The sequence below is a fragment of the Duganella violaceipulchra genome (assembly GCF_019166075.1).
In the GTDB taxonomy this organism is placed as follows: Bacteria; Pseudomonadota; Gammaproteobacteria; order Burkholderiales; family Burkholderiaceae_D; genus Rugamonas; species Rugamonas violaceipulchra.
Genome location: NZ_JAHTGR010000004.1, coordinates 435,767 through 457,590 on the forward strand (window position 1 = coordinate 435,767; position 21,824 = coordinate 457,590).

The 21,824-nt window shown below is 60.3% G+C and carries 25 protein-coding genes; 5 read left to right on the forward strand and 20 right to left on the reverse strand.

Going from position 1 to position 21,824, the window contains the following annotated elements:
* From KVP70_RS10440 to KVP70_RS10480, 9 genes are all read right to left on the reverse strand, one after another.
* Entirely contained in the window at nucleotides 1–1,614 is a 1,614-nt protein-coding gene (locus tag KVP70_RS10440; protein WP_217942087.1) for a methyl-accepting chemotaxis protein, read from the reverse strand.
* Between the two features lie 136 nt (nucleotides 1,615–1,750).
* Nucleotides 1,751–2,677, reverse strand: coding sequence for a CysB family HTH-type transcriptional regulator (locus KVP70_RS10445; protein WP_217942088.1), 927 nt, complete (start codon nucleotides 2,675–2,677; stop codon nucleotides 1,751–1,753).
* A complete protein-coding gene (locus KVP70_RS10450) occupies nucleotides 2,674–3,744 on the reverse strand; it encodes a sulfate/molybdate ABC transporter ATP-binding protein (protein ID WP_217942089.1) in 1,071 nt (356 codons plus the stop codon). The genes KVP70_RS10445 and KVP70_RS10450 overlap by 4 nt, the downstream gene beginning before the upstream one ends.
* 4 nt (nucleotides 3,745–3,748) lie before the next feature.
* Nucleotides 3,749–4,639: a sulfate ABC transporter permease subunit CysW gene (gene cysW / locus KVP70_RS10455; RefSeq protein WP_217942090.1), complete on the reverse strand. Its 891-nt coding sequence runs from the start codon at nucleotides 4,637–4,639 to the stop codon at nucleotides 3,749–3,751.
* On the reverse strand, nucleotides 4,636–5,511 hold the full coding sequence (cysT, locus tag KVP70_RS10460) for a sulfate ABC transporter permease subunit CysT (protein WP_416053855.1): 876 nt from the start codon (nucleotides 5,509–5,511) through the stop codon (nucleotides 4,636–4,638). The genes cysW and cysT overlap by 4 nt, the downstream gene beginning before the upstream one ends.
* 110 nt (nucleotides 5,512–5,621) lie before the next feature.
* Nucleotides 5,622–6,395, reverse strand: a complete 774-nt coding sequence (locus tag KVP70_RS10465) for a sulfite exporter TauE/SafE family protein (RefSeq protein ID WP_026334145.1) — start codon at nucleotides 6,393–6,395, stop codon at nucleotides 5,622–5,624.
* Between the two features lie 79 nt (nucleotides 6,396–6,474).
* Nucleotides 6,475–7,113, reverse strand: a complete 639-nt coding sequence (locus KVP70_RS10470) for a peroxiredoxin (protein ID WP_217942091.1) — start codon at nucleotides 7,111–7,113, stop codon at nucleotides 6,475–6,477.
* A gap of 109 nt (nucleotides 7,114–7,222) precedes the next feature.
* Nucleotides 7,223–8,224 carry a sulfate ABC transporter substrate-binding protein gene (locus tag KVP70_RS10475; RefSeq protein ID WP_217942092.1) on the reverse strand — a complete coding sequence of 334 codons (1,002 nt, stop codon included), beginning with the start codon at nucleotides 8,222–8,224 and terminating at the stop codon, nucleotides 7,223–7,225.
* 98 nt (nucleotides 8,225–8,322) lie between these two features.
* Nucleotides 8,323–8,706 (reverse strand): diacylglycerol kinase, encoded by a 384-nt coding sequence (locus tag KVP70_RS10480; RefSeq protein ID WP_217942093.1) that lies wholly within the window; start codon nucleotides 8,704–8,706, stop codon nucleotides 8,323–8,325.
* Nucleotides 8,707–8,809: 103 nt separating this feature from the next.
* On the opposite strand from KVP70_RS10480, the gene KVP70_RS10485 reads away from it, so the two are divergent.
* A complete protein-coding gene (locus KVP70_RS10485) occupies nucleotides 8,810–9,589 on the forward strand; it encodes an IclR family transcriptional regulator (protein WP_020701532.1) in 780 nt (259 codons plus the stop codon).
* On the opposite strand, the gene pbpG is transcribed toward KVP70_RS10485, so the two are convergent.
* The 3 genes from pbpG to KVP70_RS10500 all read right to left on the reverse strand — a co-directional run bounded on the left by pbpG (nucleotide 9,571) and on the right by KVP70_RS10500 (nucleotide 12,403).
* Nucleotides 9,571–10,641 (reverse strand): D-alanyl-D-alanine endopeptidase, encoded by a 1,071-nt coding sequence (pbpG, locus tag KVP70_RS10490; RefSeq protein ID WP_217942094.1) that lies wholly within the window; start codon nucleotides 10,639–10,641, stop codon nucleotides 9,571–9,573. The genes KVP70_RS10485 and pbpG overlap by 19 nt on opposite strands.
* 147 nt (nucleotides 10,642–10,788) lie before the next feature.
* A complete protein-coding gene (locus tag KVP70_RS10495) occupies nucleotides 10,789–11,484 on the reverse strand; it encodes a nitroreductase (RefSeq protein WP_217942095.1) in 696 nt (231 codons plus the stop codon).
* A gap of 10 nt (nucleotides 11,485–11,494) precedes the next feature.
* Complete coding sequence (locus tag KVP70_RS10500; RefSeq protein ID WP_217942096.1) at nucleotides 11,495–12,403, reverse strand: DMT family transporter; 909 nt, start codon at nucleotides 12,401–12,403, stop codon at nucleotides 11,495–11,497.
* Between the two features lie 345 nt (nucleotides 12,404–12,748).
* Here KVP70_RS10500 and KVP70_RS10505 point away from each other — a divergent pair, with 345 nt between their 5' ends.
* On the forward strand, nucleotides 12,749–13,309 hold the full coding sequence (locus KVP70_RS10505; protein WP_020701528.1) for a phasin family protein: 561 nt from the start codon (nucleotides 12,749–12,751) through the stop codon (nucleotides 13,307–13,309).
* 103 nt (nucleotides 13,310–13,412) lie between these two features.
* Here KVP70_RS10505 and KVP70_RS10510 read toward each other — a convergent pair whose 3' ends face one another.
* The 6 genes from KVP70_RS10510 to KVP70_RS10535 form a co-directional block, all read right to left on the reverse strand.
* Complete coding sequence (locus tag KVP70_RS10510) at nucleotides 13,413–14,135, reverse strand: ABC transporter ATP-binding protein (protein ID WP_217942097.1); 723 nt, start codon at nucleotides 14,133–14,135, stop codon at nucleotides 13,413–13,415.
* Nucleotides 14,135–14,905, reverse strand: coding sequence for an ABC transporter ATP-binding protein (locus tag KVP70_RS10515; RefSeq protein ID WP_020701526.1), 771 nt, complete (start codon nucleotides 14,903–14,905; stop codon nucleotides 14,135–14,137). Before KVP70_RS10515 ends, KVP70_RS10510 begins: the two co-directional genes overlap by 1 nt.
* Before the next feature lie 11 nt (nucleotides 14,906–14,916).
* Nucleotides 14,917–16,134 carry an ABC transporter permease subunit gene (locus KVP70_RS10520; RefSeq protein ID WP_217942098.1) on the reverse strand — a complete coding sequence of 406 codons (1,218 nt, stop codon included), beginning with the start codon at nucleotides 16,132–16,134 and terminating at the stop codon, nucleotides 14,917–14,919.
* 15 nt (nucleotides 16,135–16,149) lie between these two features.
* Entirely contained in the window at nucleotides 16,150–17,079 is a 930-nt protein-coding gene (locus tag KVP70_RS10525; RefSeq protein WP_116990484.1) for a branched-chain amino acid ABC transporter permease, read from the reverse strand.
* 287 nt (nucleotides 17,080–17,366) lie between these two features.
* On the reverse strand, nucleotides 17,367–18,329 hold the full coding sequence (ispH, locus tag KVP70_RS10530; protein WP_217942099.1) for a 4-hydroxy-3-methylbut-2-enyl diphosphate reductase: 963 nt from the start codon (nucleotides 18,327–18,329) through the stop codon (nucleotides 17,367–17,369).
* Between the two features lie 7 nt (nucleotides 18,330–18,336).
* Entirely contained in the window at nucleotides 18,337–18,792 is a 456-nt protein-coding gene (locus KVP70_RS10535; RefSeq protein WP_217942100.1) for an FKBP-type peptidyl-prolyl cis-trans isomerase, read from the reverse strand.
* A 90-nt stretch (nucleotides 18,793–18,882) separates the two neighbouring features.
* Between KVP70_RS10535 and radC the strand changes: the two genes are divergently transcribed.
* From radC to rpmG, 3 genes are all read left to right on the forward strand, one after another.
* Entirely contained in the window at nucleotides 18,883–19,557 is a 675-nt protein-coding gene (radC, locus tag KVP70_RS10540) for a RadC family protein (RefSeq protein ID WP_217942101.1), read from the forward strand.
* A gap of 161 nt (nucleotides 19,558–19,718) precedes the next feature.
* Entirely contained in the window at nucleotides 19,719–19,955 is a 237-nt protein-coding gene (gene rpmB, locus KVP70_RS10545) for a 50S ribosomal protein L28 (RefSeq protein WP_008451488.1), read from the forward strand.
* Nucleotides 19,956–19,967: 12 nt separating this feature from the next.
* A complete protein-coding gene (rpmG, locus tag KVP70_RS10550) occupies nucleotides 19,968–20,135 on the forward strand; it encodes a 50S ribosomal protein L33 (protein ID WP_008451489.1) in 168 nt (55 codons plus the stop codon).
* A 467-nt stretch (nucleotides 20,136–20,602) separates the two neighbouring features.
* Here the strand turns inward: rpmG and KVP70_RS10555 are convergent, their stop codons facing one another.
* Nucleotides 20,603–21,193 (reverse strand): Panacea domain-containing protein, encoded by a 591-nt coding sequence (locus KVP70_RS10555; protein ID WP_217942102.1) that lies wholly within the window; start codon nucleotides 21,191–21,193, stop codon nucleotides 20,603–20,605.
* A 335-nt stretch (nucleotides 21,194–21,528) separates the two neighbouring features.
* Entirely contained in the window at nucleotides 21,529–21,741 is a 213-nt protein-coding gene (locus KVP70_RS10560; protein ID WP_217942103.1) for a type II toxin-antitoxin system Phd/YefM family antitoxin, read from the reverse strand.
* Between the last annotated feature and the right edge of the window lie 83 nt (nucleotides 21,742–21,824).

The following is a 21,824-nucleotide window of genomic DNA, read 5'->3' on the forward strand; positions in this document are numbered from 1 at the left end:
CTAGCCCGAGACGGCCAGCAAGCTCCGCTGGCGGGACGGCGTCGCATGCGACGGCTGCCCCGCCAGCTTGAACACGCTGACCGCTTGCGCCAGCAAGTCCGCCTGGTCGCGCATGCTTTGCGCGGCGGCGGCGGCCTCTTCCACCAGCGCGGCGTTCTGCTGCGTCACATCGTCGATCGAGACGATGGCCTGGTTGACCTGTTCTATCCCCGTGCTCTGCTCGCTGCTGGCGGCGCTGATTTCCGTCATGATGTCCGCCACCTGCTTGACCGCCTTGACGATGCCGTCCATCGTCGCACCGGCCTCGTCGACCAGCAGCGATCCGGCGTCCACCGTCTCCACCGAACGCGCGATCAATTCCTTGATTTCCTTGGCGGCGTTGGCCGAACGCTGGGCCAGCGTCCGCACCTCCGAGGCCACCACCGCGAAGCCGCGTCCCTGCTCGCCTGCGCGCGCCGCTTCCACCGCCGCGTTCAACGCCAGGATGTTAGTCTGGAACGCGATGCCATCAATGACGCTGATGATGTCGACGATCTTGCCGGAGCTTTCCTTGATCGCCCCCATCGTTGTCACCACCTGGCCGACCACCTGCCCGCCCTTGGTGGCGAACTCCGAGGCCGCCACCACCAGCTTGGTGGCCTGGCGCGCGTTCTCGGCGTTCTGCGTCACGGTCGACGTCAATTCCTCCATCGACGACGCGGTCTCCTCCAGGCTGGACGCCTGCTGCTCGGTGCGGCTGGACAAATCCAGGTTGCCGCTGGCGATCTGATTGGAGGCGGTGGCGATGGTATCCGTGCCCGAGCGCACCTGGCCGACGGTGCGCGCCAGGCTGTCGTTCATGTCGATCAGCGCGCGCAGCAGCTGCCCGGTTTCATCGGTGGTATGGCACTCCATCCGCGTGGTGAGATCGCCGCCCGCCACCGCCTGCGCCATGCCGACGGCGCGGTTCAGCGGCTGCGTGATGCTGCGCGTGATCCAGTACAGCACCCACGAAGCCAGCGCGGTGGCGACCACCGTCAGCAAGATCATCATGTTGCGCGAACTGGCATAGGATTGCTGTGCCACCGTGCTGGCGTCCTCGATCGCGGCGTTCTGGAATTTGACCAGCTCGGTCAGCGCATTCAGGTAGGCGGTCTGTTCCTTGCGTACCGAAGTCAGCAGATAGGCGACCGACTCTTCGCGCCGGCTATCGTCGGCCGACATCTTGAGGAAGGCGGTTTGCACCACCGTGTATTTGTCGCGCGCTTCCAGCACCGCCTGCAGCTTGGCCTTGCTTTGCGGGTCCTCGTCGTCGGCGATCAGCACGGCCAGCTTGTCGAGCCGCGTGGCGTTGTCGGCCTTGCGCAGATCCACCCGCGCCAGCTCCGCCTTGACGACCTCGGGGTCCTTGGACAGCATGGCGTTGCGCATGGCGCGCGCCACGTCATTGAGGCCGCCTATCGTTTCATAGCCCAGGATGACCTTGGGTATCTTGTCGGCCGCGAGATCCTGGGTGTTGTTATTCAACTTGCCAAGATTGCCTATGCCGATCACCGAAATGCCGACCATGAACACCATCGACACGCCCAGCCCGGCAGCAAGCCGGACACCTATCTTCCAGTTACCGATACCCATTTACGTGCTCCCCAGAGTAAGACCAACGGACTTAAATTCTTGGTTGCTGCAAACTAGTTTTGAGTTTTAGTATAGGTTCAATTAGCCGTGCCAGATGGAAAAATTAACGGACTGTTAGCTGGCAGCCACATCAGTTTCAATCCCCGCCACTCAAGGCCGCGTCGATATCGGCGCGGGTCAGGTCGGGCGCGAATTCCTGGATGAAGTGGTAGGCGTAGGAGCGCAGATAGGCGCCGCGCCGCACCGCCAGCCGCGTGGTGTTTTGCGCGAACAGGTGCGACGCCTCCACCGCGCGCATGCCCTTGTCGCGGCCGTGGTCGAAGGCCATCGAAGCGACGATGCCCACGCCCAGGCCCAGCGCCACATACTGCTTGATGACGTCCGAATCCATCGCCGTCAACACGATGTCGGGCTTGACGCCGGCGCGTTCGAACGCCGCGTCGATATGGCCGCGGCCGGTGAAGCCGACGTCGTAGGTAATCAACGGGAACTCGGCCAGGTCTTCCAGCCGGATCGGCGAGCGCGCCAGCAGTGGGTGGCCGTCCGGCACCACGATCAAATGGCTCCAGCGGTAGCAAGGGAAAGACACCAGGTCGGGGAATTGCGACAGGCCCTCGGTGGCGATGCCGATGTCGGTCTTGCCGGACAAAATCCATTCGGCGATGTGCTCCGGCGCGCTCTGCTGCAAGGCGATGCGCACATCGGGGTAAGCGGTGCGGAAGCTCTGCACCACTTTGGGCAGCGCGTAGCGCGCCTGCGTGTGGGTGGCCGCCACGCTCAGGGTGCCGCTTTGCTGGCCGGTGTATTCCAGGCTGGCCTGCTGCAGGTTTTCCGCCTCGATCAGCAGGCGCTCGATGATCTTCAGGATGCCCTTGCCGGGCTCGGTCATGCCGGTCAGGCGCTTGCCGTTGCGCTCGAAAATCACCACGCCCAGTTCGTCCTCCAGTTCGCGGATCTGGCGGCTGACGCCGGGCTGCGAGGTGAACAGCGCGTTGGCCACTTCGGTCAGGTTGTAGCCGCGTCGCGCGGCCTCGCGGATCGACCGCAGTTGTTGGAAATTCATATGGAGACTCCGCCATCAACAAATACACGCAGGCGCTTGGGACGCACTACCAGGGTTTCGCCTTCTTTCAATTGCAGTTGGCTATAACGTTCATTCGACATCACTGCCTCGATCAGCTCGGCGGTATCGCTGCGCTCCAGGTCCAGCTGGGCCAGCGGGCCGATCGCATGCGCATGGCGCAGCTTGACGACGATGCCTTCCGCACCCGGCGCGTAGCGGTCGATCTCCAGGTCGTGCGGCCGCACATAGGCGGTGCCCTTGCCGTCGGCCGAGGGCTGGCCCGGCACGCTGAAGGAAGCGTCGCCGCTGGCCAGGATGCCGTCCTGCACACGGCCGTGGAACATGTTCACATTGCCGAGGAAGCCGTACACGAACGGCGAGGCCGGATGGTTGTAGACCTCGTCCGGCGCGCCGATCTGCTCGACGTTACCCTTGTTCATCAGCACCACCTGGTCGGCCACTTCCAGCGCCTCTTCCTGGTCGTGGGTGACGAAGATCGACGTCACGTGCAGGTCGTCGTGCAGGCGGCGCAGCCAGCGGCGCAGTTCCTTGCGCACCTTGGCGTCGAGCGCGCCGAACGGTTCGTCCAGCAACAGCACGCGCGGCTCGACCGCCAGGGCGCGCGCCAGCGCGATGCGCTGACGCTGGCCGCCCGACAGCTGCGGCGGATAGCGGTCGGCCAGCCAGTCCAGCTGCACCAGCTCCAGCAGCTCCTTGACCTTGCGGCGGATCTGGTGTTCCGACGGCCGCTCGGCGCGCGGCTTGACGCGCAGGCCGAAGGCGACATTCTCGAACACCGTCATGTGCTTGAACAGCGCGTAGTGCTGGAACACGAAGCCGACCTGGCGCTCGCGCACGTGGCGGTGCGAGGCGTCGTTGTCGTCCAGCAGCACCTGACCCGAGTCCGGATGTTCGAGGCCCGCGATGATGCGCAGCAGCGTGGTCTTGCCGCAGCCGGAAGGTCCCAGCAGCGCGGTCAGTTCGCCCGGCGGGAAATCCAGCGACACATTGTTGAGGGCGACGAAATCGCCGAAACGCTTGTTGATGTTTTTAACTTCGATGGTCATGGCATTACTCCGTTGTGCGCACGTCGTCGGCGATGGACTCGTTCAAGCGCCATGCGATAAAGGATTTCAGGGCCAAGGTCACCAGCGCCAACAGGGCCAGCAGCGAGGCCACGGCAAAGGCGGCGGCAAAGTTGTATTCGTTGTAGAGGATCTCGACCTGCAAGGGCACGGTGTTGGTCTCGCCGCGGATGTGGCCGGACACCACCGACACCGCGCCGAACTCGCCCATCGCGCGGGCGTTACACAGGATCACGCCGTACAGCAGGCCCCACTTGATGTTGGGCAGCGTGACGCGGCGGAAGGTGTCCCAGCCGGACGCGCCCAGCACGATGGCGGCCTCCTCCTCTTCGCTGCCCTGCGCCTGCATCAGCGGGATCAGCTCGCGCGCGACAAACGGGAAGGTGACGAAGATGGTGGCCAGCACGATGCCCGGCACCGCGAACAGGATCTTGATGTCGTGCTCCTGCAGCCACGGACCGAACCAGCCCTGCGCGCCGAACAGCAGCACGTAGATCAGGCCGGAGATCACGGGCGACACCGAGAACGGCAGGTCGATCAGGGTCAGCAGGATGCTTTTGCCGCGGAACTCGAACTTGGCGATGCACCACGACGCGGCCACGCCGAACACCAGGTTCAGCGGCACGGCGATGAGCGCCGTGATCAGGGTCAGCTTGATGGCCGAAATCGCGTCGTCCTCGATGATGGCGGCCAGGTAGGCCTCCCAGCCCTTGCGGAAGGCTTCGACAAACACCGCCACCAGCGGCACGAACAGGAACAGCGTGAGGAAGGTCAGCGCGATGGCGATCAGCGCGATGCGCACCCAGCGTGGCTCCAGCGTTTGCGGGGCCGACGGCAACTCGCCGCGACGCACAGATGTCGTTGGAATGGCGCTCATTTTTTTCCCGACTTTCCGCGAGCCCAGGCTTGCAACAGGTTGATGGTCAACAGCATGATGAAAGACACCACCAGCATCACCACCGCGATCGCGGTGGCGCCGGCGTAGTCGTACTGCTCCAGCTTGGTGATGATGAACAGCGGCGTGATTTCCGACACCATCGGCATATTGCCGGCGATGAAAATCACCGAGCCATACTCGCCGGTGGCGCGCGCGAAAGCCAGCGCGAAGCCGGTCATCAGCGACGGCAGGATGGTCGGGAACACCACGCGGCTGAAGGTTTGCCAGGCGTTGGCGCCCAGGCTGGCGGCGGCTTCTTCCAGTTCGCGCTCGGCGTCTTCCAGCACCGGTTGCACGGTGCGCACCACGAACGGCAAGCCAATGAAAGTCAGCGCGACCACCACGCCGACCGGCGTGAACGCCACCTTGAAACCCAACGTGCCTTCGAGGAAGCGGCCGAACCAGCCATTGGCCGAATACAGCGCCGTCAAGGTGATGCCGGCCACGGCGGTCGGCAGCGCGAACGGCAAGTCGACCAGCGCGTCGATGATGCGCTTGCCGGGGAACTGGTAGCGCACCAGCACCCAGGCGACGATGCCGCCGAAGACGACGTTGACCAGGGCGCCCAGCAACGAGGCGCCAAAGGTCAGCTTATACGAGGCGATGACGCGCGCCGATGTCACCGCGCTCCAAAAGCCTTCCCAGCTCAGCGTGAAGGTCTTCAGGAACACGGCCGACAGCGGGATCAGGACGATCAGCGTCAGGTAGAAAATGGTGAATCCCAGCGACAGCCGGAACCCCGGCATGACGCGGAAAGGCGCGCCCCGGACGGCGCCGGGCGCCGTGGCGGGTGCGGCGAGAACTGCTGACATGGATGCTCCCTTATTACAAATTCTTCTATAAGGGCTGCATAATCTCACCTGCGCTTCATATTACAAACGAAGCATTTTTCATTTGGTTAGACGGTAACGCTATATGGTTTTTAAGAAACCAGCTTCGCCGCCACCGCGACCAGGGTGAAGGCCAGCAAGCCGCGCAGCAGGCGTTCCGGCACGGCGCGGGCGGCGTAGGCGCCGATGGTGATGCCGGGCAGCGAGCCGACGAGCAAGGTCAACAGCAGGCTCCAGTCGATCGAGCCCAGCCACCAATGGCCCACGGCGGCGATCGCCGTCAGCGGCACGGCGTAGGCGATGTCGGTGCCGGCCACTTCGGCGGCGGTCAGGCGCGGATACAGCATCACCAGCAGGGTTGCGCCGATGGCGCCGGCGCCGATCGAGGAGATGGTCACCAGCGTGCCCAGCACGGCGCCGGAGACGATGGTGGCGATGGTCAGCGCCCTGCCCTGCAACTGGCGCTCGGGGCGGGCCATGACCCAGTCCAGCATCTTGCGTTTAAATAGCAAGGCGACCACGGTCAACATCACCGAGCCGGCGATCATATAGCGTATGACCTGGCCGATTTCCTTGTTGAGCGTGCCGAAATATTTGAGAGAGAGGCTGGCCAGCAAAGCGGCCGGCAAGGCACCGAGGCAGAGGCGGCGTACGATTTCCCAGTGCACCGTGCCGCGCATGCGGTGGGTGAAGGTGCCCACGCCCTTGGTCAGCGAGGCGAAAGCCAGGTCGGTGCCGACCGCTACCGAGGGGGACACACCGAACAACAGCGTCAACAGCGGCGTCATCAGCGAGCCGCCGCCCACGCCAGTCATGCCGACCAATAGGCCGACCGCGAAACCAGAAGCGACAAATGACAAATCCATGCAAATCCCCAAGAGTAGACTGCAGAGTAACTACTCTAGGGGAATATCCAAACAACGCAATCCTTATTTGCTTATGCGTTTATTTATTTGGTTGGGGGGTGACGCGCAAGTAAGGTCGGGCCGCGGTATAACCCTTGGGATACTTTTGCTTCAACACGTCCGGGTCCTGCACGGTCAGTGGGATGATGACGTCGTCGCCGTCTTTCCAGTTGCCTGGCGTGGCCACGGTGTAGCCGTCGGTCAGTTGCAGGGCGTCGATAACGCGCAACACTTCGTCGAAGTTGCGGCCGGTGCTCATCGGGTAGGTCAGGCTCAGGCGCACTTTTTTGTTCGGATCGATCACGAACAGCGTGCGCACGGTGGCCGTGGTCGAAGCGTTCGGGTGGATCATGTCGTACAGCGTGGACACCTTGCGGTCGGCGTCGGCAATGATCGGGAAGCCGACCACGGTGCCCTGGGTTTCCTCGATGTCGGCGATCCACGACTTGTGCGATTCGGCCGGGTCGACCGACAGCGCGATCGCCTTGACGTGGCGCTTGTCGAACTCGGGTTTCAACTTGGCAGTCAGGCCCAGTTCGGTCGTGCAGACCGGCGTGAAGTCGGCCGGGTGCGAGAACAGCACCACCCAGGAATTACCAGCCCACTCATGAAAGTGCAGCTTGCCGATGGAAGAATCTTGTTCAAAATCAGGGGCGGTATCGCCCAGTCGTATCGTCATAGTCAGCTCCAGATGGGAAAAAGAACACCGGCCTTCAGTCAGCCGCCAGCCTGCTATTCTGCGCCTTTTCTGCTAAAAAATACAATGTTTCGAGACCTTCCGGCCGTGATTACTTGGGCTGGTAGATCTGGTCGAACAGGCCGCCGTCGGCGAAGTGCACCTTCTGCGCCTTGCTCCAGTCGCCGGCCACGTCGGACAGCTTGAACAGTTTCACGTTCGGGAATTGGGCGGCGTATTTCTTCGCCTCCTTTTCCACGGCCGGACGGTAGTAGTTCCTGGCGATGATTTCCTGCGCCTCATCGGTGTACAGGAAGTTCAGGTAAGCCTCGGCCACCTTGCGGGTGCCGCGCTTGTCGACCACCTTGTCGACCACGGCCACCGGCGGCTCGGCCAGGATGGACACCGACGGCGCGACGATGTCGAACTTGGTCGGCCCCAGTTCCTTGATCGCCAGCAGCGCCTCGTTTTCCCAGGCGATCAGCACGTCGCCGATGCCGCGCTCGACGAAGGTGGTGGTGGCGCCGCGCGCGCCGGAATCGAGCACCGGCACGTTCTTGTACAGCTTGCTCAGGAAGTCCTTGGCGGACGCTTCGCTGCCGCCCGGCTGGCGCAGCGCGTAGCCGTAGGCGGCCAGGTGGTTCCAGCGGGCGCCGCCGGAGGTTTTCGGATTCGGGGTGATGACGGCGATGCCGGGCTTGACCAGGTCGCTCCAGTCCTTGATGCCTTTAGGGTTGCCTTTGCGAACCAGGAACACGATGGTCGAGGTGTACGGCGTGCTGTTGTGCGGCAGTTTCTTCTGCCAGTCGGGCGACAGCAGCTTGCGCTCGGCGATGGCGTCGATGTCGTAGGCCAGCGCCAGCGAGACCACGTCGGCCTCCAGGCCGTCGATCACGGCGCGCCCCTGCTTGCCGGAGCCGCCGTGCGATTGCTTGATTTTCAGCACGTCGCCGGTCTTGGCTTTCCACTCCTTGGCGAACGCGGCGTTGACGTCCTGGTACAGCTCACGGGTCGGGTCGTAAGACACGTTCAGCAAAGAAATCTCGGCGGCCAGGGATGGGGCGGCGGCGGCGGCGACGACAAGAACAGCAGCAATAATTTTTTTGGACAGCATCTGATTCCCCTTGTAGTGTAGGTCTCCAGATTACGGCCATCCTTTATATTTTAGAACTAAGCTTTTAGCAGTTCCTTATACCGAAACCTTATATACACTCAATAGTAACGGTTGAACAGCACCACGCCCCAGGCCCCAGCCGCCAGCAGACAGGTCAGCAATACGGCGGCGCTGCCGAAGTCCTTGGCGTTCTTGGACAGCGGATGGCGCTCCAGCGATACGCGGTCGACCACGGCTTCGATGGAGGAATTGATCAGTTCCACGATCAATATCAACATCAGCACGCCGATCAGCACCAATTTCTCGAACGCCGAGATGCGCAGCACCAGCGCGACAATGGTGCCGACAGCAAACAGGCTGACTTCCTGGCGGAAGGCATGCTCATGCTTCCAGGCCGACTTGAAGCCGTCGATGGAGTATAAAAAGGCCGAAAAGATACGTTTCAGGCCGCTCTTGCTCTTGAATTCGCTCACTGGTTCCATGAATAAACCGCAAATGGTGAATGTATCATTATGCATCAATTCCACTTTTTTTCACATTATGGTATAAAGTAGCTATCGCATACTGCACCGCACCAACCACATCATGAAAATCGAAACCGTTCCAGAGCAAAAGACCACGATCCAGGTGATCGAGCGCATGGTGGCGCTACTCGATGCGCTCGCCAAATATCCCGACCCTGTCAGCCTGAAGGAATTATCCAAGGTTTCCGGGCTACACCCTTCGACCGCCCACCGCATCCTCAACGACATGGTGCTGACGCGCTTTGTCGACCGCATCGAGCCGGGCACCTACCGGCTCGGCATGCGGCTGCTGGAACTGGGCAATGTTGTAAAGAGCCGACTGTCGGTGCGCGAAGCCGCGCTGGATTTCATGCGCGCACTGCACAAAAAAACCCAGCAGACCATCAACCTGTCGGTGCGCCAGGGCGACGAGATCGTCTACATCGACCGCGCCTTCTCCGAGCGTTCGGGCATGCAGGTGGTGCGCGCCATCGGCGGCCGTGGCCCGCTGCACCTGACCTCGACCGGCAAGCTGTTCCTGTCGGTGGACGAGCCGAAAGCCATCCGCGCCTACGCCACGCGTACCGGACTGGCCGGCCACAACAAGAATTCGATCACGGATCTGGCCAAGCTGGAGCGCGAGCTGAGCCTGGTAAAGTCACGCGGCTACGCGCGCGACAATGAGGAACTGGAACTGGGAGTGCGTTGCATGGCCGCCGGCATCCACGACGACAGCGGCAAGCTCATTGCCGGGCTGTCGATCTCGGCGCCGGCCGACCGTCTGCAGGATGAATGGCTGGAAGACCTGGTCACGACCGCCAACCAGATCTCCGCCACGCTCGGTTACATTCCGGTCGAATAAGTGGTCGCCGGCGCGCTGAGGGCGGCTGGCTTCAGCGCCTCCAGCCATTTGCGCATGCGGCCGGCGTCGGCGATCCGCGACTGCTTGCCCTTGGAATCGAGGAACACCATGATGACCGAGCGGCCTTCGATGACCGCCTGCATCATCAGGCAGCGCCCTGCTTCGTTGATGAAGCCGGTTTTCTGCAAGCCGATCGCCCAGTCCGGATTGGCCACCAGGTGGTTGGTGGTGCCGAACTGCATCGGACGGCCGTTGGTTTCGACCATGGCCTTGGCGTCGGTCGAGTACTGGCGCAGGATGGGCTGCTGATACGCGGCCATCGCCAGCTTGGCCAGGTCGCGCGCGCTGGCCACATTCATTTTCGACAGGCCGCTGGAATCGACGTAATGGGTATCGACCATGCCCAGTTCGCGCGCCTTGGCGTTCATCGCCTCGACAAACGCGGGCTTGCCACCCGGATAGTTGCGGCCCAGGGCCGACGACGCCCGGTTTTCCGAACTCATCAGCGCGATGTGCAGCATGTCTGCTCGGCTCAGCTGGGTGCCCACCTTCAGGCGCGAGCTGCTGAATTTTTCGCGGTCGACGTCCTCGTCGGTGACGCTCAGGATCTCGTCCATGTTCTGCTTGGCTTCAACCACGACCAGGCCGGTCATCATCTTGGTGATCGAGGCGATCGGCAGGGCGACGTTGGAATTCTTTTCAAACAGCACTTCGGAATTGGCTTGGTCCAGCACCAGCGCCACGTTCGATTTCAGGTCCAGCGGATCGTGCGTCATGTTCAGGCCGGCCAGGTCGCCCATGGTCGGCACTGCGGGCGCGGCCACGATCATGCGCTGGTACACCACTTTGCGGCGGCCATTGACCTTGATCACGCGCTTGACCACGCGTTCGCCAGGCTCGGCGGCGGCCACGCGCACCGGTCCACGGGCCTTGACCTTCTTCACATGGTGTTTTTTCGATCCGGCGCCATCGGCAGCCTGGGCTGCTGTTGCGGTGAGCGCCGTGGAGGCGAACATCAGCGAAATGAGCGCACTTAAGGCTAGTTTATACATTCATATCCCCGAAAAAACGGTGTGGAGAAAGCGAAAGACCTGTTGCAGTGTAGCAAAATTCTGAGCGATCGCAAGCAAATTTAACATTGAGTGCATCGATGGTTGCGTCGATACAATATGGCGCCGTAGGTTTTAAACAAGCTAGTTCTAACCAACAAATTTAACAAATTCCTCAAGCGGCATACGGTCCGTGATCAAGGTATTTTCAACTTTCGAGCTATCGGCGTAACCGAGCGCCATGCCGCACACCACGGTCTCATTGTCCGGTAAGCCCAACTGGCCGCCGATAATTTTATGATACTGGGTAAAAGCCGCCTGCGGGCAAGTATCTAGGCCCCGCGCCCGCGCCGCCACCATGATGTTTTGCAGGAACATTCCGTAGTCCAGCCATGAGCCCTGCTCCATGATGCGATCGATGGTAAAGATGAGACCTACCGGAGCACCAAAAAATTCATAATTGCGGCCGTGTTGCGCGGCCATGCCGGCTTTATTGTCGCGCGTCAAACCCAGTAAGGCATACAAATCCCAGCCGACCTTGCGGCGGCGCTCGATGAAGGGCGACACCCACTCGCGCGGATAGTAGGCGTATTCCTCGCTGTGCAGTTTTGCCTGTTCTGGATCACCATGTGCGGCCAAAATCGCCGCCGACAATTGCTGCTTGCGCTCGCCATCGAGCACGTAGACTTTCCATGGCTGGGTATTGGTGCCGGACGGCGCCCGCGCCGCCACCTGCAAAATCTGCGCGACATCGTCGCGCGCCACAGCCTGCGGCAGGAAGGCGCGGATCGAGCGGCGGCTGGTGATGGCGGCGTCCACCGCCTGCTGGTCGGGAGTTGAAATCATATGCACTCGCTTAGTTGGTTTTCTTGACTACAAAAATCACACCGGTGACCGCCAGCGCCATCCCCGCTATGCCGAGGGCGTTGAAAGCCTCGCCAAACATCAGCCAGGCCATGACGGCGGTGGTCGGCGGCGTCAGATACATCAGGCTGGTGACCTGGGTGGCGTCGTTGCGGCGTATCAGCGCGAACAACAGGAAAATGGCGCCGATCGACAAGCCTAGTACCGACCACAGCAAGGCGCCGATGAAACGCGGCGTCCACTGCACCGCAGCAAAGGCTGGCGTCCATCCTTCGAAGATGATCGCCAGCGGCAACACCAAGGCCAGCGAGGCGGCGAACTGGATCACGGTGCCGGTGCGCAAATCGAAATGCGGGCAATAGCGTTTTTGACACAGGGTGCCGGCGGTCATCGACAGCAATGCCAGCACGCACAGCAGGATGGCGTCGGTCGACAATCCGACCAGCTTGATCTTGGCGGCCACCACCAGCCCCACCCCGGCCAGCCCGAAGACCAGGCCCAGCCACTGTAGCGGCCGCACTTTTTCGCCGATCAGCGGTGCGGCGAAGGCGGTCAGGATGGGCTGCATGCCGACGATCAGGGCCGACAGCCCGGCCGGCATGCCCAGCTTGATGGCGCACCAGACACCGATCAGGTAGCCGGCCTGCACCAGCAGGCCGGCCAGCGCGATCTGCCAGATCTTGCCCTGAGGCCAGGGCGCTTTCAGCAGCAGCACGGCAGGTATCAGGAACAACAACACGCCCACAAAGCGCATCACCAGGAAGGTCAGCGGCGGCGCATACGGCAAGCCGAATTTGGCGACGATGAAGCCGCTGCTCCACAACAGCACGAAAAACAGCGGCAGCGGCGACAGGAAAGTGGCGTGTTTGACAACCGCGACGGCGCTCGGGGTGTTGGGCATGGGAAAACCGGTAAAACTTGCTTGCAGCATGAAAGGAAATCGGCGCCGATTTGCGGCGCCGACTCGACAGGATGCAAGTCTATCACGGCAGGCATTTCGCCACCGGCCATGCCTTGCCAAGCCGCATTTTCCCTAGGGAAATACTTTCCTCAAGCTAGATTTGGTTCTTTGGTGCAATGCACAAAAAATCGCTTGACTTAATTTCTGAAGGCCGTAAAATCGGGTTTGTTGCGTTGCACAATTAGTTGTTCGGTCTGAAACGAGGATAGCCTGTTTCTCACCGGCCGTAAGAAACAGCAGTACCTAAGCAGTACTTAATCAATGACTACTTTCCTGGAGATTCAAATGTTTTCTATCCCTGAGCAATTTTCCAATGCGACCAAAGCCAACTTTGAAGCTCAATTCGCGATCTTCTCGGCCCTGACCAACAAGGCTTTCGAAGGCGTGGAGAAGTTTGTCGATCTGAACCTGACCGCTGCCAAGGCATCGCTGGAAGAGTCGTCGATCACCACCAAGCAGCTGCTGTCGGCTAAAGATCCACAAGAATTCTTCTCGCTGGCTTCGGCACAAGCCCAGCCTAACGCAGAAAAAACCATCGCTTACGGCCGTCACCTGGCGACCATCGCTTCGAGCACCGGCGCTGAATTCAGCAAAGCAGCTGAAACCCAGATCGCTGAAACCAACCGTAAAGTCATCTCGCTGGTGGAAGAAGTCAGCAAGAACGCCCCAGCTGGTTCGGAAAACGCTGTCGCCATCCTGAAATCGGCCATCGGCAACGCCAACGCCGGCTACGAGCAGTTCGCCAAGACCGCCAAGCAAGCTGTTGAGTCGATCGAGTCGAACATGACCTCGGCCGTGAACCAGTTCACCGCTGCTGCCGCCAAAGCCGCTCCAGCCAAGAAGTAATCAAGGAATTCCGGCGCGGTAGGGCGCCGGTTCCATCAAAAAACCCGTGTGTGCCTGCGACGCTCAAGATCGTCGCAAGCCACACGGTTTTTTTTTCGCCTGACTATTCGCCGAGGTAGGCCGCTTTGACGCGCGGGTCGTCCAGCATGTCCTTGGCGTTGCCGGTCATGGTGATATGGCCGGAATCCATCACATAGCCGCGGTGCGCCGCTTGCAGCGCAAGCTTGGCGTTCTGCTCCACCAGCAGGACGGTGATGCCCTCTTTCGAGACGTTGCGGATCACTTCGAAAATCTTCTCGACCATGATCGGCGACAAGCCCATCGACGGCTCGTCCAGCAACAGCAGTTCGGGATGCGACATCAGCGCACGCGCCATCGCCAGCATCTGCTGCTCGCCGCCCGACAGCGTGCCCGCCATCTGCGCCGCGCGCTCCTTCAGGCGCGGAAACACGTCGAACCACTTGGCGATGTCGGCGTCGATGCCGGCCTTGTCGTTGCGGGTGTAAGCGCCCATCATCAGGTTTTCCTGGATCGACATGCGGGTGAACACGCCGCGTCCTTCCGGCACCATCGCCAGCCGCTTCTCGACCAGATGGAAGGACTTGCTGCCCTTGAGCGATTCACCCTTGTACGACACCGTGCCCTCGACCTTGCAGGGCGGCAGCGTGCCGGTGATGGCTTTCAAGGTGGTGGTCTTGCCGGCGCCGTTGGCGCCGATCAAGGCCACCAGCTCGCCCTTGTTCACTTCCAGATCGATGCCTTTGACGGCCTTGATGCCGCCGTACGCGACTTTCAGTCCCGATACTTTAAGAACGTTGTCGCCCATTAGTGCGATCCTCCCAGGTAGGCGTCGATAACCGCCTGATTGCTTTGTATTTCCGCCGGCAGACCTTCGGCGATCGGCTTGCCGTATTCCAGCACCATCAGCCGGTCGCACAAGCCCATCATCATCTTGACGTCGTGCTCGATCAGCAACACGGTCTTGCCTTCGTTCTTGATCTTGACCAGCAGCTCGCGCAGCGCCAGCTTCTCGGTGGCGTTCATGCCGGCCGCCGGTTCGTCCAGCGCCAGCAGTTGCGGATCGGTGGCCAGGGCGCGGGCGATTTCCAGGCGGCGCTGGTCGCCGTAGGACAGGAACTTCGAGGTGCGGCTGGCGAACTGGCCGATGCCGACGAAGTCCAGCAGTTCCTGCGCGCGCTTGCGGATGGACGCCTCCTCCTCGCGCGCCGCCTTGTGGCGGAACACGGCGCCGAACACGCCCTGGTGCGAGCGCACGTGGCGCCCGACCATGACGTTTTCCAGCGCGGTCATCTCGCCGAACAGGCGGATGTTCTGGAAGGTGCGGGCGATGCCGGCCTTGGCCACCGCGTGCGGCGCGGACGGCGAATACGGCTTGCCGGCCAGCTCGAAGGTGCCGGTGTCCGGCTGGTACAGGCCGGTGATGACGTTGAAGAAGGTGGTCTTGCCGGCGCCGTTGGGGCCGATCAGGCCGTAGATCTGGCCCTTCATGATCTTGATGCCGACATCGGTCAGCGCCTGCAAGCCGCCGAAGCGCTTGTTGACGCCGGCGATGTGGAGAATAACTTGTTCGCTCATGTCTGCTTTCCTCAGGCCGCCACGGTGCCGGACGATTGATCTTTGGTGTCGGAGTCGCCGTCGGGACGGTCTTCATGCTTGGGCGCCGGCCACAGACCCGCCGGACGGTTCAGCATGATCAGCACCATCGCCAGGCCGTACAGCAGCTGGCGCAGCACTTCCGCTTCGATCAGCACGTGGCCGAACAGTTTTTCCTGCAGCGGCTCGACCACGTGGCGCAGCACTTCCGGCAACGCCGCCAGCAGCGCGCCGCCCATGATGACGCCAGGGATGTGGCCGATACCGCCCAGCACCACCATCGCCAGCACGGCGATCGATTCGGTCAGCGAGAACGATTCCGGCGACACAAAGCCCTGGAACGAGGCAAACATGGCGCCGGCGACGCCGCCGAACGAGGCGCCCATCGTGAATGCCAGCAGCTTGACGTTGCGGGTGTTGATGCCCATCGCCTTGGCGGCGATCTCGTCTTCGCGGATCGCGACCCAGGCGCGGCCCAGGCGCGAGTGCTGCAGGCGCGAGGTGATGAATACCACGGCTATGCACAGGAACAGGAACAGGAAGTAGTAGGCGTTCACCGACGGCATGGAGAAGCCGCCGACGACGACGTTGGCGCGCGAACCCGCCTCGCCCGCCAGGTTGACGCCGAACACGCGGATCGGGTCGATCAGGTTGATGCCCTGCGGACCGTTGGTGAAGTTGATCGGCTCGTTCAGGTTGTTCATGAAGATGCGGATGATCTCGCCGAAGCCCAGCGTCACGATGGCCAGGTAGTCGCCGCGCAGCTTCAGGGTCGGGGCGCCCAGCAGCGCGCCGAACAGGCCGGCCAGCGCGGCCGCCAGCGGCACGATCACCCATACCGACAGGTGGATGCCGTTTTGCTGGATGTCCGGTCCCAGGATGGCGACCAGCGTATTGCCGACCGCCGGATACTCGTTGATCAGCGATTCCAGCAAGGTCGCGAACTGTGGCGAGGCCAGCAGGCCGGTCATGTAGGCGCCCACCGCGTAGAAGGCGATGTAGCCCAGGTCCAGCAGGCCGGCGAAGCCGACCACGATGTTCAGGCCCAGCGCCAGCATGATGTACAGCAGCGCCATGTCGATGATGCGGACCCAGGAGTTGCCGAACTGCGAGGCGACGAACGGGAAGATCAGCAGGCCGATCAGGACCACAGCCATGCTGCTGTAGGCCTTGCGCGGGTTGCGGGTGGTGTCGAAATTCAGAATAGCCATGTGTAGTTCCTCAGCTTAGGCACGGTCCGCAACGCGCTCGCCCATGATGCCGGACGGACGCACCGTCAGCACAATGATCAGCACGACGAAGGCAAAGATGTCCTGATAGTGGCTGCCGAGGAAGCCGCCGGTCAGGTCGCCGATGTAGCCGGCGCCCAGGCTCTCGATAATGCCGAGCACGATACCGCCTATCATTGCGCCGTAGATGTTGCCGATGCCGCCCAGCACCGCGGCCGAGAAGGCCTTCAGGCCGGGCACGAAGCCCATCGCGAACTGGATCGACGCATAGTTGGCGCCCCACATCACGCCGGCCACGGCGGCCAGGCCCGCGCCCAGCGCGAAGGTGGCGACGATGACTTTGTTGGAATCGACGCCCATCAGTCCGGCGACGCGGGGATTCTCCGCCGTGGCGCGCATGGCGCGGCCCATCTTGGTTTTTTCCACCAGCAGCACCAGCCCGGTCATCGACAGCGCGGCCAGCACCAGCAGCAGGATCTGGGTCTGCGAGATCAGCGCGCCGCCGACCGTGATCGGTTCCGACGACAGCAGTTGCGGGAAGGCCAGCGGGTTGCGGGTCCAGATCATCATGGCGATGGTTTGCAGCAGGATGGACACGCCGATGGCGGTGATCAGCGGCGCCAGGCGCGGCGCATTGCGCAGGCGGCGGTAGGCAACGCGCTCGATCAGGATGTTGACGACGATGCAGACCGGAATGGCGCCGCCAATGGCGATCGCCAGCTTGACGTAGCCAGGCAGGTCCGGTGCGTATTCGTTCAGGTATTTGAGGATGGTCAGGCCGGTCATCGCGCCGATCATCAGCACGTCGCCGTGGGCGAAGTTGATCAGGTTCAGCACGCCGTACACCATGGTGTAGCCCAGCGCGACCAGTGCGTACATGCTGCCTAGCACCAGTCCGTTAATAATTTGTTGGATAAATGTATCCATGAAGAGTGCCTTTACTTTTTGTGTTATGCCTGCACAGCGGTTCATCTAACAAAAACGGCACCCGGAGTATGTCTCCGTAGTGCCGCCGTTGACTACACGTTCATGATGCAAATTTCATGCCTGAACCAGTAGCGTCTCCCTGCGAGCCGCGCCCTCCGCCGTTCCTTCGTTTATAAGCCTAAACGACAACTTTTTGAGAGCGAGGCAATGATAGCGAGATTCTGGAAAAACTAACTGCGGAATAACGGAAAGATGCAAAATTTAATTCCGTTTCATCCCGAAAGTTGTTACACCACGCCCTCTACTGGTGCAGCTTTCTGTCCATCCAGGCCTCTGGGCAGTGGGAAAGTGACCGCTTCCTGCACCCCGTCCAGCGTGCGCACGCTGCGCGCGCCCAATTCCCTCAGGCGGTCGATGACGGCCTGCACCAGCACTTCGGGCGCCGACGCACCAGCAGTGACACCAACGCGCAATTTGCCTTCCAGCCAGAGCGGATCGATCTGCGTGGCGTTGTCGACCATGTAGGCCGGTGTGCCCTTCTTTTCCGCCACTTCGCGCAGGCGGTTGGAATTGGAGCTGTTCGGGCTGCCGACCACGATCACCACTTCCACTTGCGGCGCCATGAATTTCACGGCTTCCTGGCGGTTGGTGGTGGCGTAGCAGATGTCGCCTTTTTTCGGCTCGATGATCGCCGGATATTTGCGTTTCAGCGCCTCGATGATGTCGGCGGTGTCGTCCACCGACAACGTGGTCTGCGAAACATAGGCCAGCTGGTCCGGCTTGGTGACGTTCAGCTTGGCGACATCGGCCACTGTTTCGACCAGGTACATGCCCTCTTCGGTCTGGCCCATCGTGCCTTCGACTTCCGGATGGCCGTCGTGGCCGATCATGATGATCTCGCAACCCTGCTTGCGCATCTTGGCCACTTCCACGTGCACCTTGGTGACCAGCGGACAGGTCGCGTCAAAGATGCTGAGGCCGCGCGCTTCCGCTTCCGCCCGCACCGCCTTGGACACGCCGTGCGCCGAGAACACCAGCGTGTTGCCGGCCGGGACGTCGTCCAGGTCTTCGATGAAGATGGCGCCCTTGTTGCGCAGGTCGTCCACCACGTAGGCGTTGTGGACAATCTCGTGGCGCACATAGATGGGCGCGCCGAACTGGGTCAGCGCGCGTTCGACGATTTCAATGGCGCGGTCGACGCCGGCGCAAAAGCCGCGCGGCTGGGCCAACAGGATTTCTTTATCGCTCATCAGTTCCTCACAGCACGGAAATAAGTTTGACTTCGAATTTCAGCGGCTGGCCGGCCAGCGGGTGGTTGAAGTCGAACAGACAGGTTTCCTCGCCCAGCTCGCGCAGGATGCCGGCGAAGCGGCCGCCGCCCGGCGCGGCGAAGTCGACCAGATCGCCCACTTTGTAGTCGGCGCCCGGCACCGAGTTGTCGTCCAGCGTGGCGCGGGTGACTTCACGCACCAGCTCCGGGTTGCGCGGGCCGAAGCCGACACCCGGCTCCAGGTCGAAGGTCTTGTGCGTGCCTTCAGGCATGCCGATCAGCAGTTCTTCCAGCACCGGCGCCAGCTGGCCCTGGCCCAGCATCAAGGTGGCGGGATTTCCGCTGAAGGTTGTAACGATATCAGTACCGTCCAGCGAGGCGAGACGATAATGCAGAGTTAAGTAAGCCGATTTGGTGACAACAGCAGGTTGCGCGTTAGACATGACGTGGGATTCGGTAAGCTGGCAAAGGCTATATTGTAAGCCACCTTGCCTGCCGCGCCTGTCGTCTGTGCTGATTTGCGGAGGATATCGATGACAATTAACGAATGGCCGCTGGAGCGCCGCCCGCGCGAGCGGCTGATACGCGAAGGCGCGGCGGCGCTGACGGACGCCGAATTGCTGGCGGTTTTCCTGCGCACCGGCGTGCCGGGCAAGGACGCGGTGCAGCTGGGGCAGGAAATGTTGCACCACTTCGGCTCGCTGCAAGCCATGTTCGGCGCCAGCCTGAAGGAATTTTCCGTGCTGCGCGGCTTGGGCACGGCCAAGTTCGCCCAATTGCAGGCGGTGATGGAACTGGCGCGGCGCGCCATCCTGGAGGAAATCAAGGCCGGCAACACGCTGAGCTCGCCCCGCGCGGTGAAGGAATACCTGCGCATCACCTTCAGCGGCAAGGACTTCGAATCGTTTCACGTGCTGTTCCTGGATGTAAAGAACCGCCTGATCGACGCCAAGGAAATGTTTCGCGGCACCTTGACGCATACCAGCGTCTACCCGCGCGAGGTGGTCAAGGCCGCGCTGGCCTGCAACGCCGCCAGCATCATGCTGGCCCACAACCATCCGTCCGGCACGCCCGATCCCAGCGAATCGGACCTGCTGCTGACGCGGGCGCTGGTGCAGGCCATGGCGCTGGTGGATATCCGCATCCTCGACCATTTTGTCGTGGCCGGCCATCAGGTTCACTCGTTTGCCGAGCATGGTCAACTATGAGTTTACCCCTATGGACTCAAGGGTTTACGAGCGAATTCACAATTGTTAAATATTTTCAGATGCACGAGACACAATTGTTTTTCACAAGTCATTGAAAAAGCTGAGGTTTTTGGATATACTCTTGTTTTTCCAATTGTGGAATGTCTTTTAAGGAGTGCGTTATGGCACGTGTTTGCCAAGTTACTGGGAAGAAGCCGATGGTCGGCAACAATGTTTCCCACGCAAACAACAAAACCAAACGTCGTTTCCTGCCTAACCTGCAGAACCGTCGTATTTTTGTTGAATCTGAAAACCGCTGGGTCTCCCTGCGTCTGTCCAACGCTGGTCTGCGCGTAATCGACAAAGTCGGCATCGATGCCGTACTGGCCGACATGCGCGCCCGTGGCGAAAAAGTCTAATTAGGAGCTACCATGGCAAAAACTGGCCGCGACAAAATCAAACTGGAATCGACCGCAGGTACGGGTTTCTTCTACACCACTACCAAGAACAAGCGCACCACGCCTGCTAAAATGGAGATCATGAAGTTCGATCCTAAAGCACGCAAGCACGTCATGTTCAAAGAAACCAAGATCAAGTAATTCGATCTTCGCTTCTCGCAAAAAAGCCGCTCAGCATCAGCTCAGCGGCTTTTTTATTTATGCCTGATGAATTCTTCCGGGGCTTAAGGAAATATACTTTTGAATATTCGCTTGATCATCCTCGAATGACGAAATCCTGCTTTAATTTCATCTATGATCGCTAAGTCAATAGGTGGGGGCCGCATAACAAAATGTCCATTTGCAAGGCAGGCATCAATATGCTGTGCCCGCTCCACCCTCACATCTTTATAATAAACATAGCTAGGCTGCTGAACAAACGGATGTGCACCAGGTTGTAGTATACAGGTCGGATCGTGGGGAATATTGGCGCGAATGGAACTAATGTTGACTAGAACGCAATGATGAACACCGCCATAACCCGACAGTAAGGCAGGATCATTTAGAACGATAAATAAGTGCCTGACGGCGCCAGAAGGTATAAGGATTGCATCGCCTGCGGCAGGCATTTATGAAAACGCCCGCTTGAATGTACGTGCGATACCATTCTTTTCCTCCAGTAAAGCCAAGCTATCATTCTGACGATCTTGCGAAAACTCCAATGCATTGAACAGGTCACCGTAGGTCATGGGAATCATTGAGCCATTGGGATCGCGCCATTCCGGACAATGGTCGTGGGTATAATCCCTGATTTCAAACTGATCCATAGGACCGAAAACATCCCATGTCTGCTCAAGAATTTCAAGGTCCGCATCGCTCAACTCAAGTAGGTCGTCCTGAGGTGAACGCAGGACACCTTCTCGCAGGCCAATGTCATTTCCAACGCGACTCCGCATCCAAGTTGTCCAACCACCATCGGCCGACTCAAGATCACCATTCATATGGTTATATGTTATGGATAACACCGGACCATGCGGCATTGACACTACGCGATCGCCAATCATTGGCTCACTGTAAAGTTGGAAAGAGCGACGCTCCGCCAAATAAAGTAGCTTGACCAGCTTCAATACTGGCATCTCCATCTTACCGCCCGAGCGGAAAAGAAAATATGCAGCGGCCTGAGACGCTTTTTTCTCATCAAAGATGTCAGTGGGAAACATTACACACCTCCGTGATCGGCCAACTTCCGCAAAATTCTAAGTGCATGCAATCATCATATACCATTTTTATGGACTTAGAGCAACAGATATGTCATCTTTTGTAACCAATGTTGTTACTCAAATCCGCGCTTTCAATCTATTTCAATCTGCCTATCATCGCTCACTCCATGTGTTGCGTCCGTGTCGACGCGCACACTAAATGAGTTTTCTCAAAACGTCATTGGCGCAATAGACACGCTCTGCGCAAAGATCCTCCGTACTGCCACCTAAACTTCCGAGCACAATACGCTCATCCAGGAGGATCTTCACTTCACATCATAAAAAAGCTTTTCGATCTATGGATCAAGAGCATCAAAGTCGTCAGGAATTGTGAATTGGCCAACCATAAACGCCAAGTGGAGATACGGCTCGAAAATCTCCGGAGGCACAGCCTCGACTTTCACCAACGCCCTGCCGGACTGTGTAATAAGAAACGGCTCTCCACGAACAGCATTGTCTACTGATAAAAACAAGTTTGTTCGCACATCGTTGATATCAAACTCTTTCATTTGACACCCCAAGGCCAGACCATCGATTCAGTCTAGCCCGGGATACGATGCTACGCAAACAGCACCAAGCGATACCTAGAGCA

What these genes read in the sequence shown, in the direction of transcription:
- rpmG (WP_008451489.1), top strand. Translation starts at nt 19,968, where the DNA reads ATGGCAAAAACTGGCCGCGACAAAATCAAACTGGAATCGACCGCAGGT.
- KVP70_RS10515 (WP_020701526.1), bottom strand. Translation starts at nt 14,905, where the DNA reads ATGAGCGAACAAGTTATTCTCCACATCGCCGGCGTCAACAAGCGCTTC.
- cysT (WP_416053855.1), bottom strand. Translation starts at nt 5,511, where the DNA reads ATGTCAGCAGTTCTCGCCGCACCCGCCACGGCGCCCGGCGCCGTCCGG.
- KVP70_RS10480 (WP_217942093.1), bottom strand. Translation starts at nt 8,706, where the DNA reads ATGGAACCAGTGAGCGAATTCAAGAGCAAGAGCGGCCTGAAACGTATC.
- KVP70_RS10560 (WP_217942103.1), bottom strand. Translation starts at nt 21,741, where the DNA reads ATGAAAGAGTTTGATATCAACGATGTGCGAACAAACTTGTTTTTATCA.
- radC (WP_217942101.1), top strand. Translation starts at nt 18,883, where the DNA reads ATGACAATTAACGAATGGCCGCTGGAGCGCCGCCCGCGCGAGCGGCTG.
- pbpG (WP_217942094.1), bottom strand. Translation starts at nt 10,641, where the DNA reads ATGTATAAACTAGCCTTAAGTGCGCTCATTTCGCTGATGTTCGCCTCC.
- KVP70_RS10520 (WP_217942098.1), bottom strand. Translation starts at nt 16,134, where the DNA reads ATGGCTATTCTGAATTTCGACACCACCCGCAACCCGCGCAAGGCCTAC.
- KVP70_RS10535 (WP_217942100.1), bottom strand. Translation starts at nt 18,792, where the DNA reads ATGTCTAACGCGCAACCTGCTGTTGTCACCAAATCGGCTTACTTAACT.
- KVP70_RS10475 (WP_217942092.1), bottom strand. Translation starts at nt 8,224, where the DNA reads ATGCTGTCCAAAAAAATTATTGCTGCTGTTCTTGTCGTCGCCGCCGCC.
- rpmB (WP_008451488.1), top strand. Translation starts at nt 19,719, where the DNA reads ATGGCACGTGTTTGCCAAGTTACTGGGAAGAAGCCGATGGTCGGCAAC.
- KVP70_RS10440 (WP_217942087.1), bottom strand. Translation starts at nt 1,614, where the DNA reads ATGGGTATCGGTAACTGGAAGATAGGTGTCCGGCTTGCTGCCGGGCTG.
- KVP70_RS10445 (WP_217942088.1), bottom strand. Translation starts at nt 2,677, where the DNA reads ATGAATTTCCAACAACTGCGGTCGATCCGCGAGGCCGCGCGACGCGGC.
- KVP70_RS10450 (WP_217942089.1), bottom strand. Translation starts at nt 3,744, where the DNA reads ATGACCATCGAAGTTAAAAACATCAACAAGCGTTTCGGCGATTTCGTC.
- KVP70_RS10495 (WP_217942095.1), bottom strand. Translation starts at nt 11,484, where the DNA reads ATGATTTCAACTCCCGACCAGCAGGCGGTGGACGCCGCCATCACCAGC.
- KVP70_RS10510 (WP_217942097.1), bottom strand. Translation starts at nt 14,135, where the DNA reads ATGGGCGACAACGTTCTTAAAGTATCGGGACTGAAAGTCGCGTACGGC.
- KVP70_RS10500 (WP_217942096.1), bottom strand. Translation starts at nt 12,403, where the DNA reads ATGCCCAACACCCCGAGCGCCGTCGCGGTTGTCAAACACGCCACTTTC.
- KVP70_RS10555 (WP_217942102.1), bottom strand. Translation starts at nt 21,193, where the DNA reads ATGTTTCCCACTGACATCTTTGATGAGAAAAAAGCGTCTCAGGCCGCT.
- KVP70_RS10465 (WP_026334145.1), bottom strand. Translation starts at nt 6,395, where the DNA reads ATGGATTTGTCATTTGTCGCTTCTGGTTTCGCGGTCGGCCTATTGGTC.
- KVP70_RS10485 (WP_020701532.1), top strand. Translation starts at nt 8,810, where the DNA reads ATGAAAATCGAAACCGTTCCAGAGCAAAAGACCACGATCCAGGTGATC.
- KVP70_RS10470 (WP_217942091.1), bottom strand. Translation starts at nt 7,113, where the DNA reads ATGACGATACGACTGGGCGATACCGCCCCTGATTTTGAACAAGATTCT.
- KVP70_RS10525 (WP_116990484.1), bottom strand. Translation starts at nt 17,079, where the DNA reads ATGGATACATTTATCCAACAAATTATTAACGGACTGGTGCTAGGCAGC.
- ispH (WP_217942099.1), bottom strand. Translation starts at nt 18,329, where the DNA reads ATGAGCGATAAAGAAATCCTGTTGGCCCAGCCGCGCGGCTTTTGCGCC.
- cysW (WP_217942090.1), bottom strand. Translation starts at nt 4,639, where the DNA reads ATGAGCGCCATTCCAACGACATCTGTGCGTCGCGGCGAGTTGCCGTCG.
- KVP70_RS10505 (WP_020701528.1), top strand. Translation starts at nt 12,749, where the DNA reads ATGTTTTCTATCCCTGAGCAATTTTCCAATGCGACCAAAGCCAACTTT.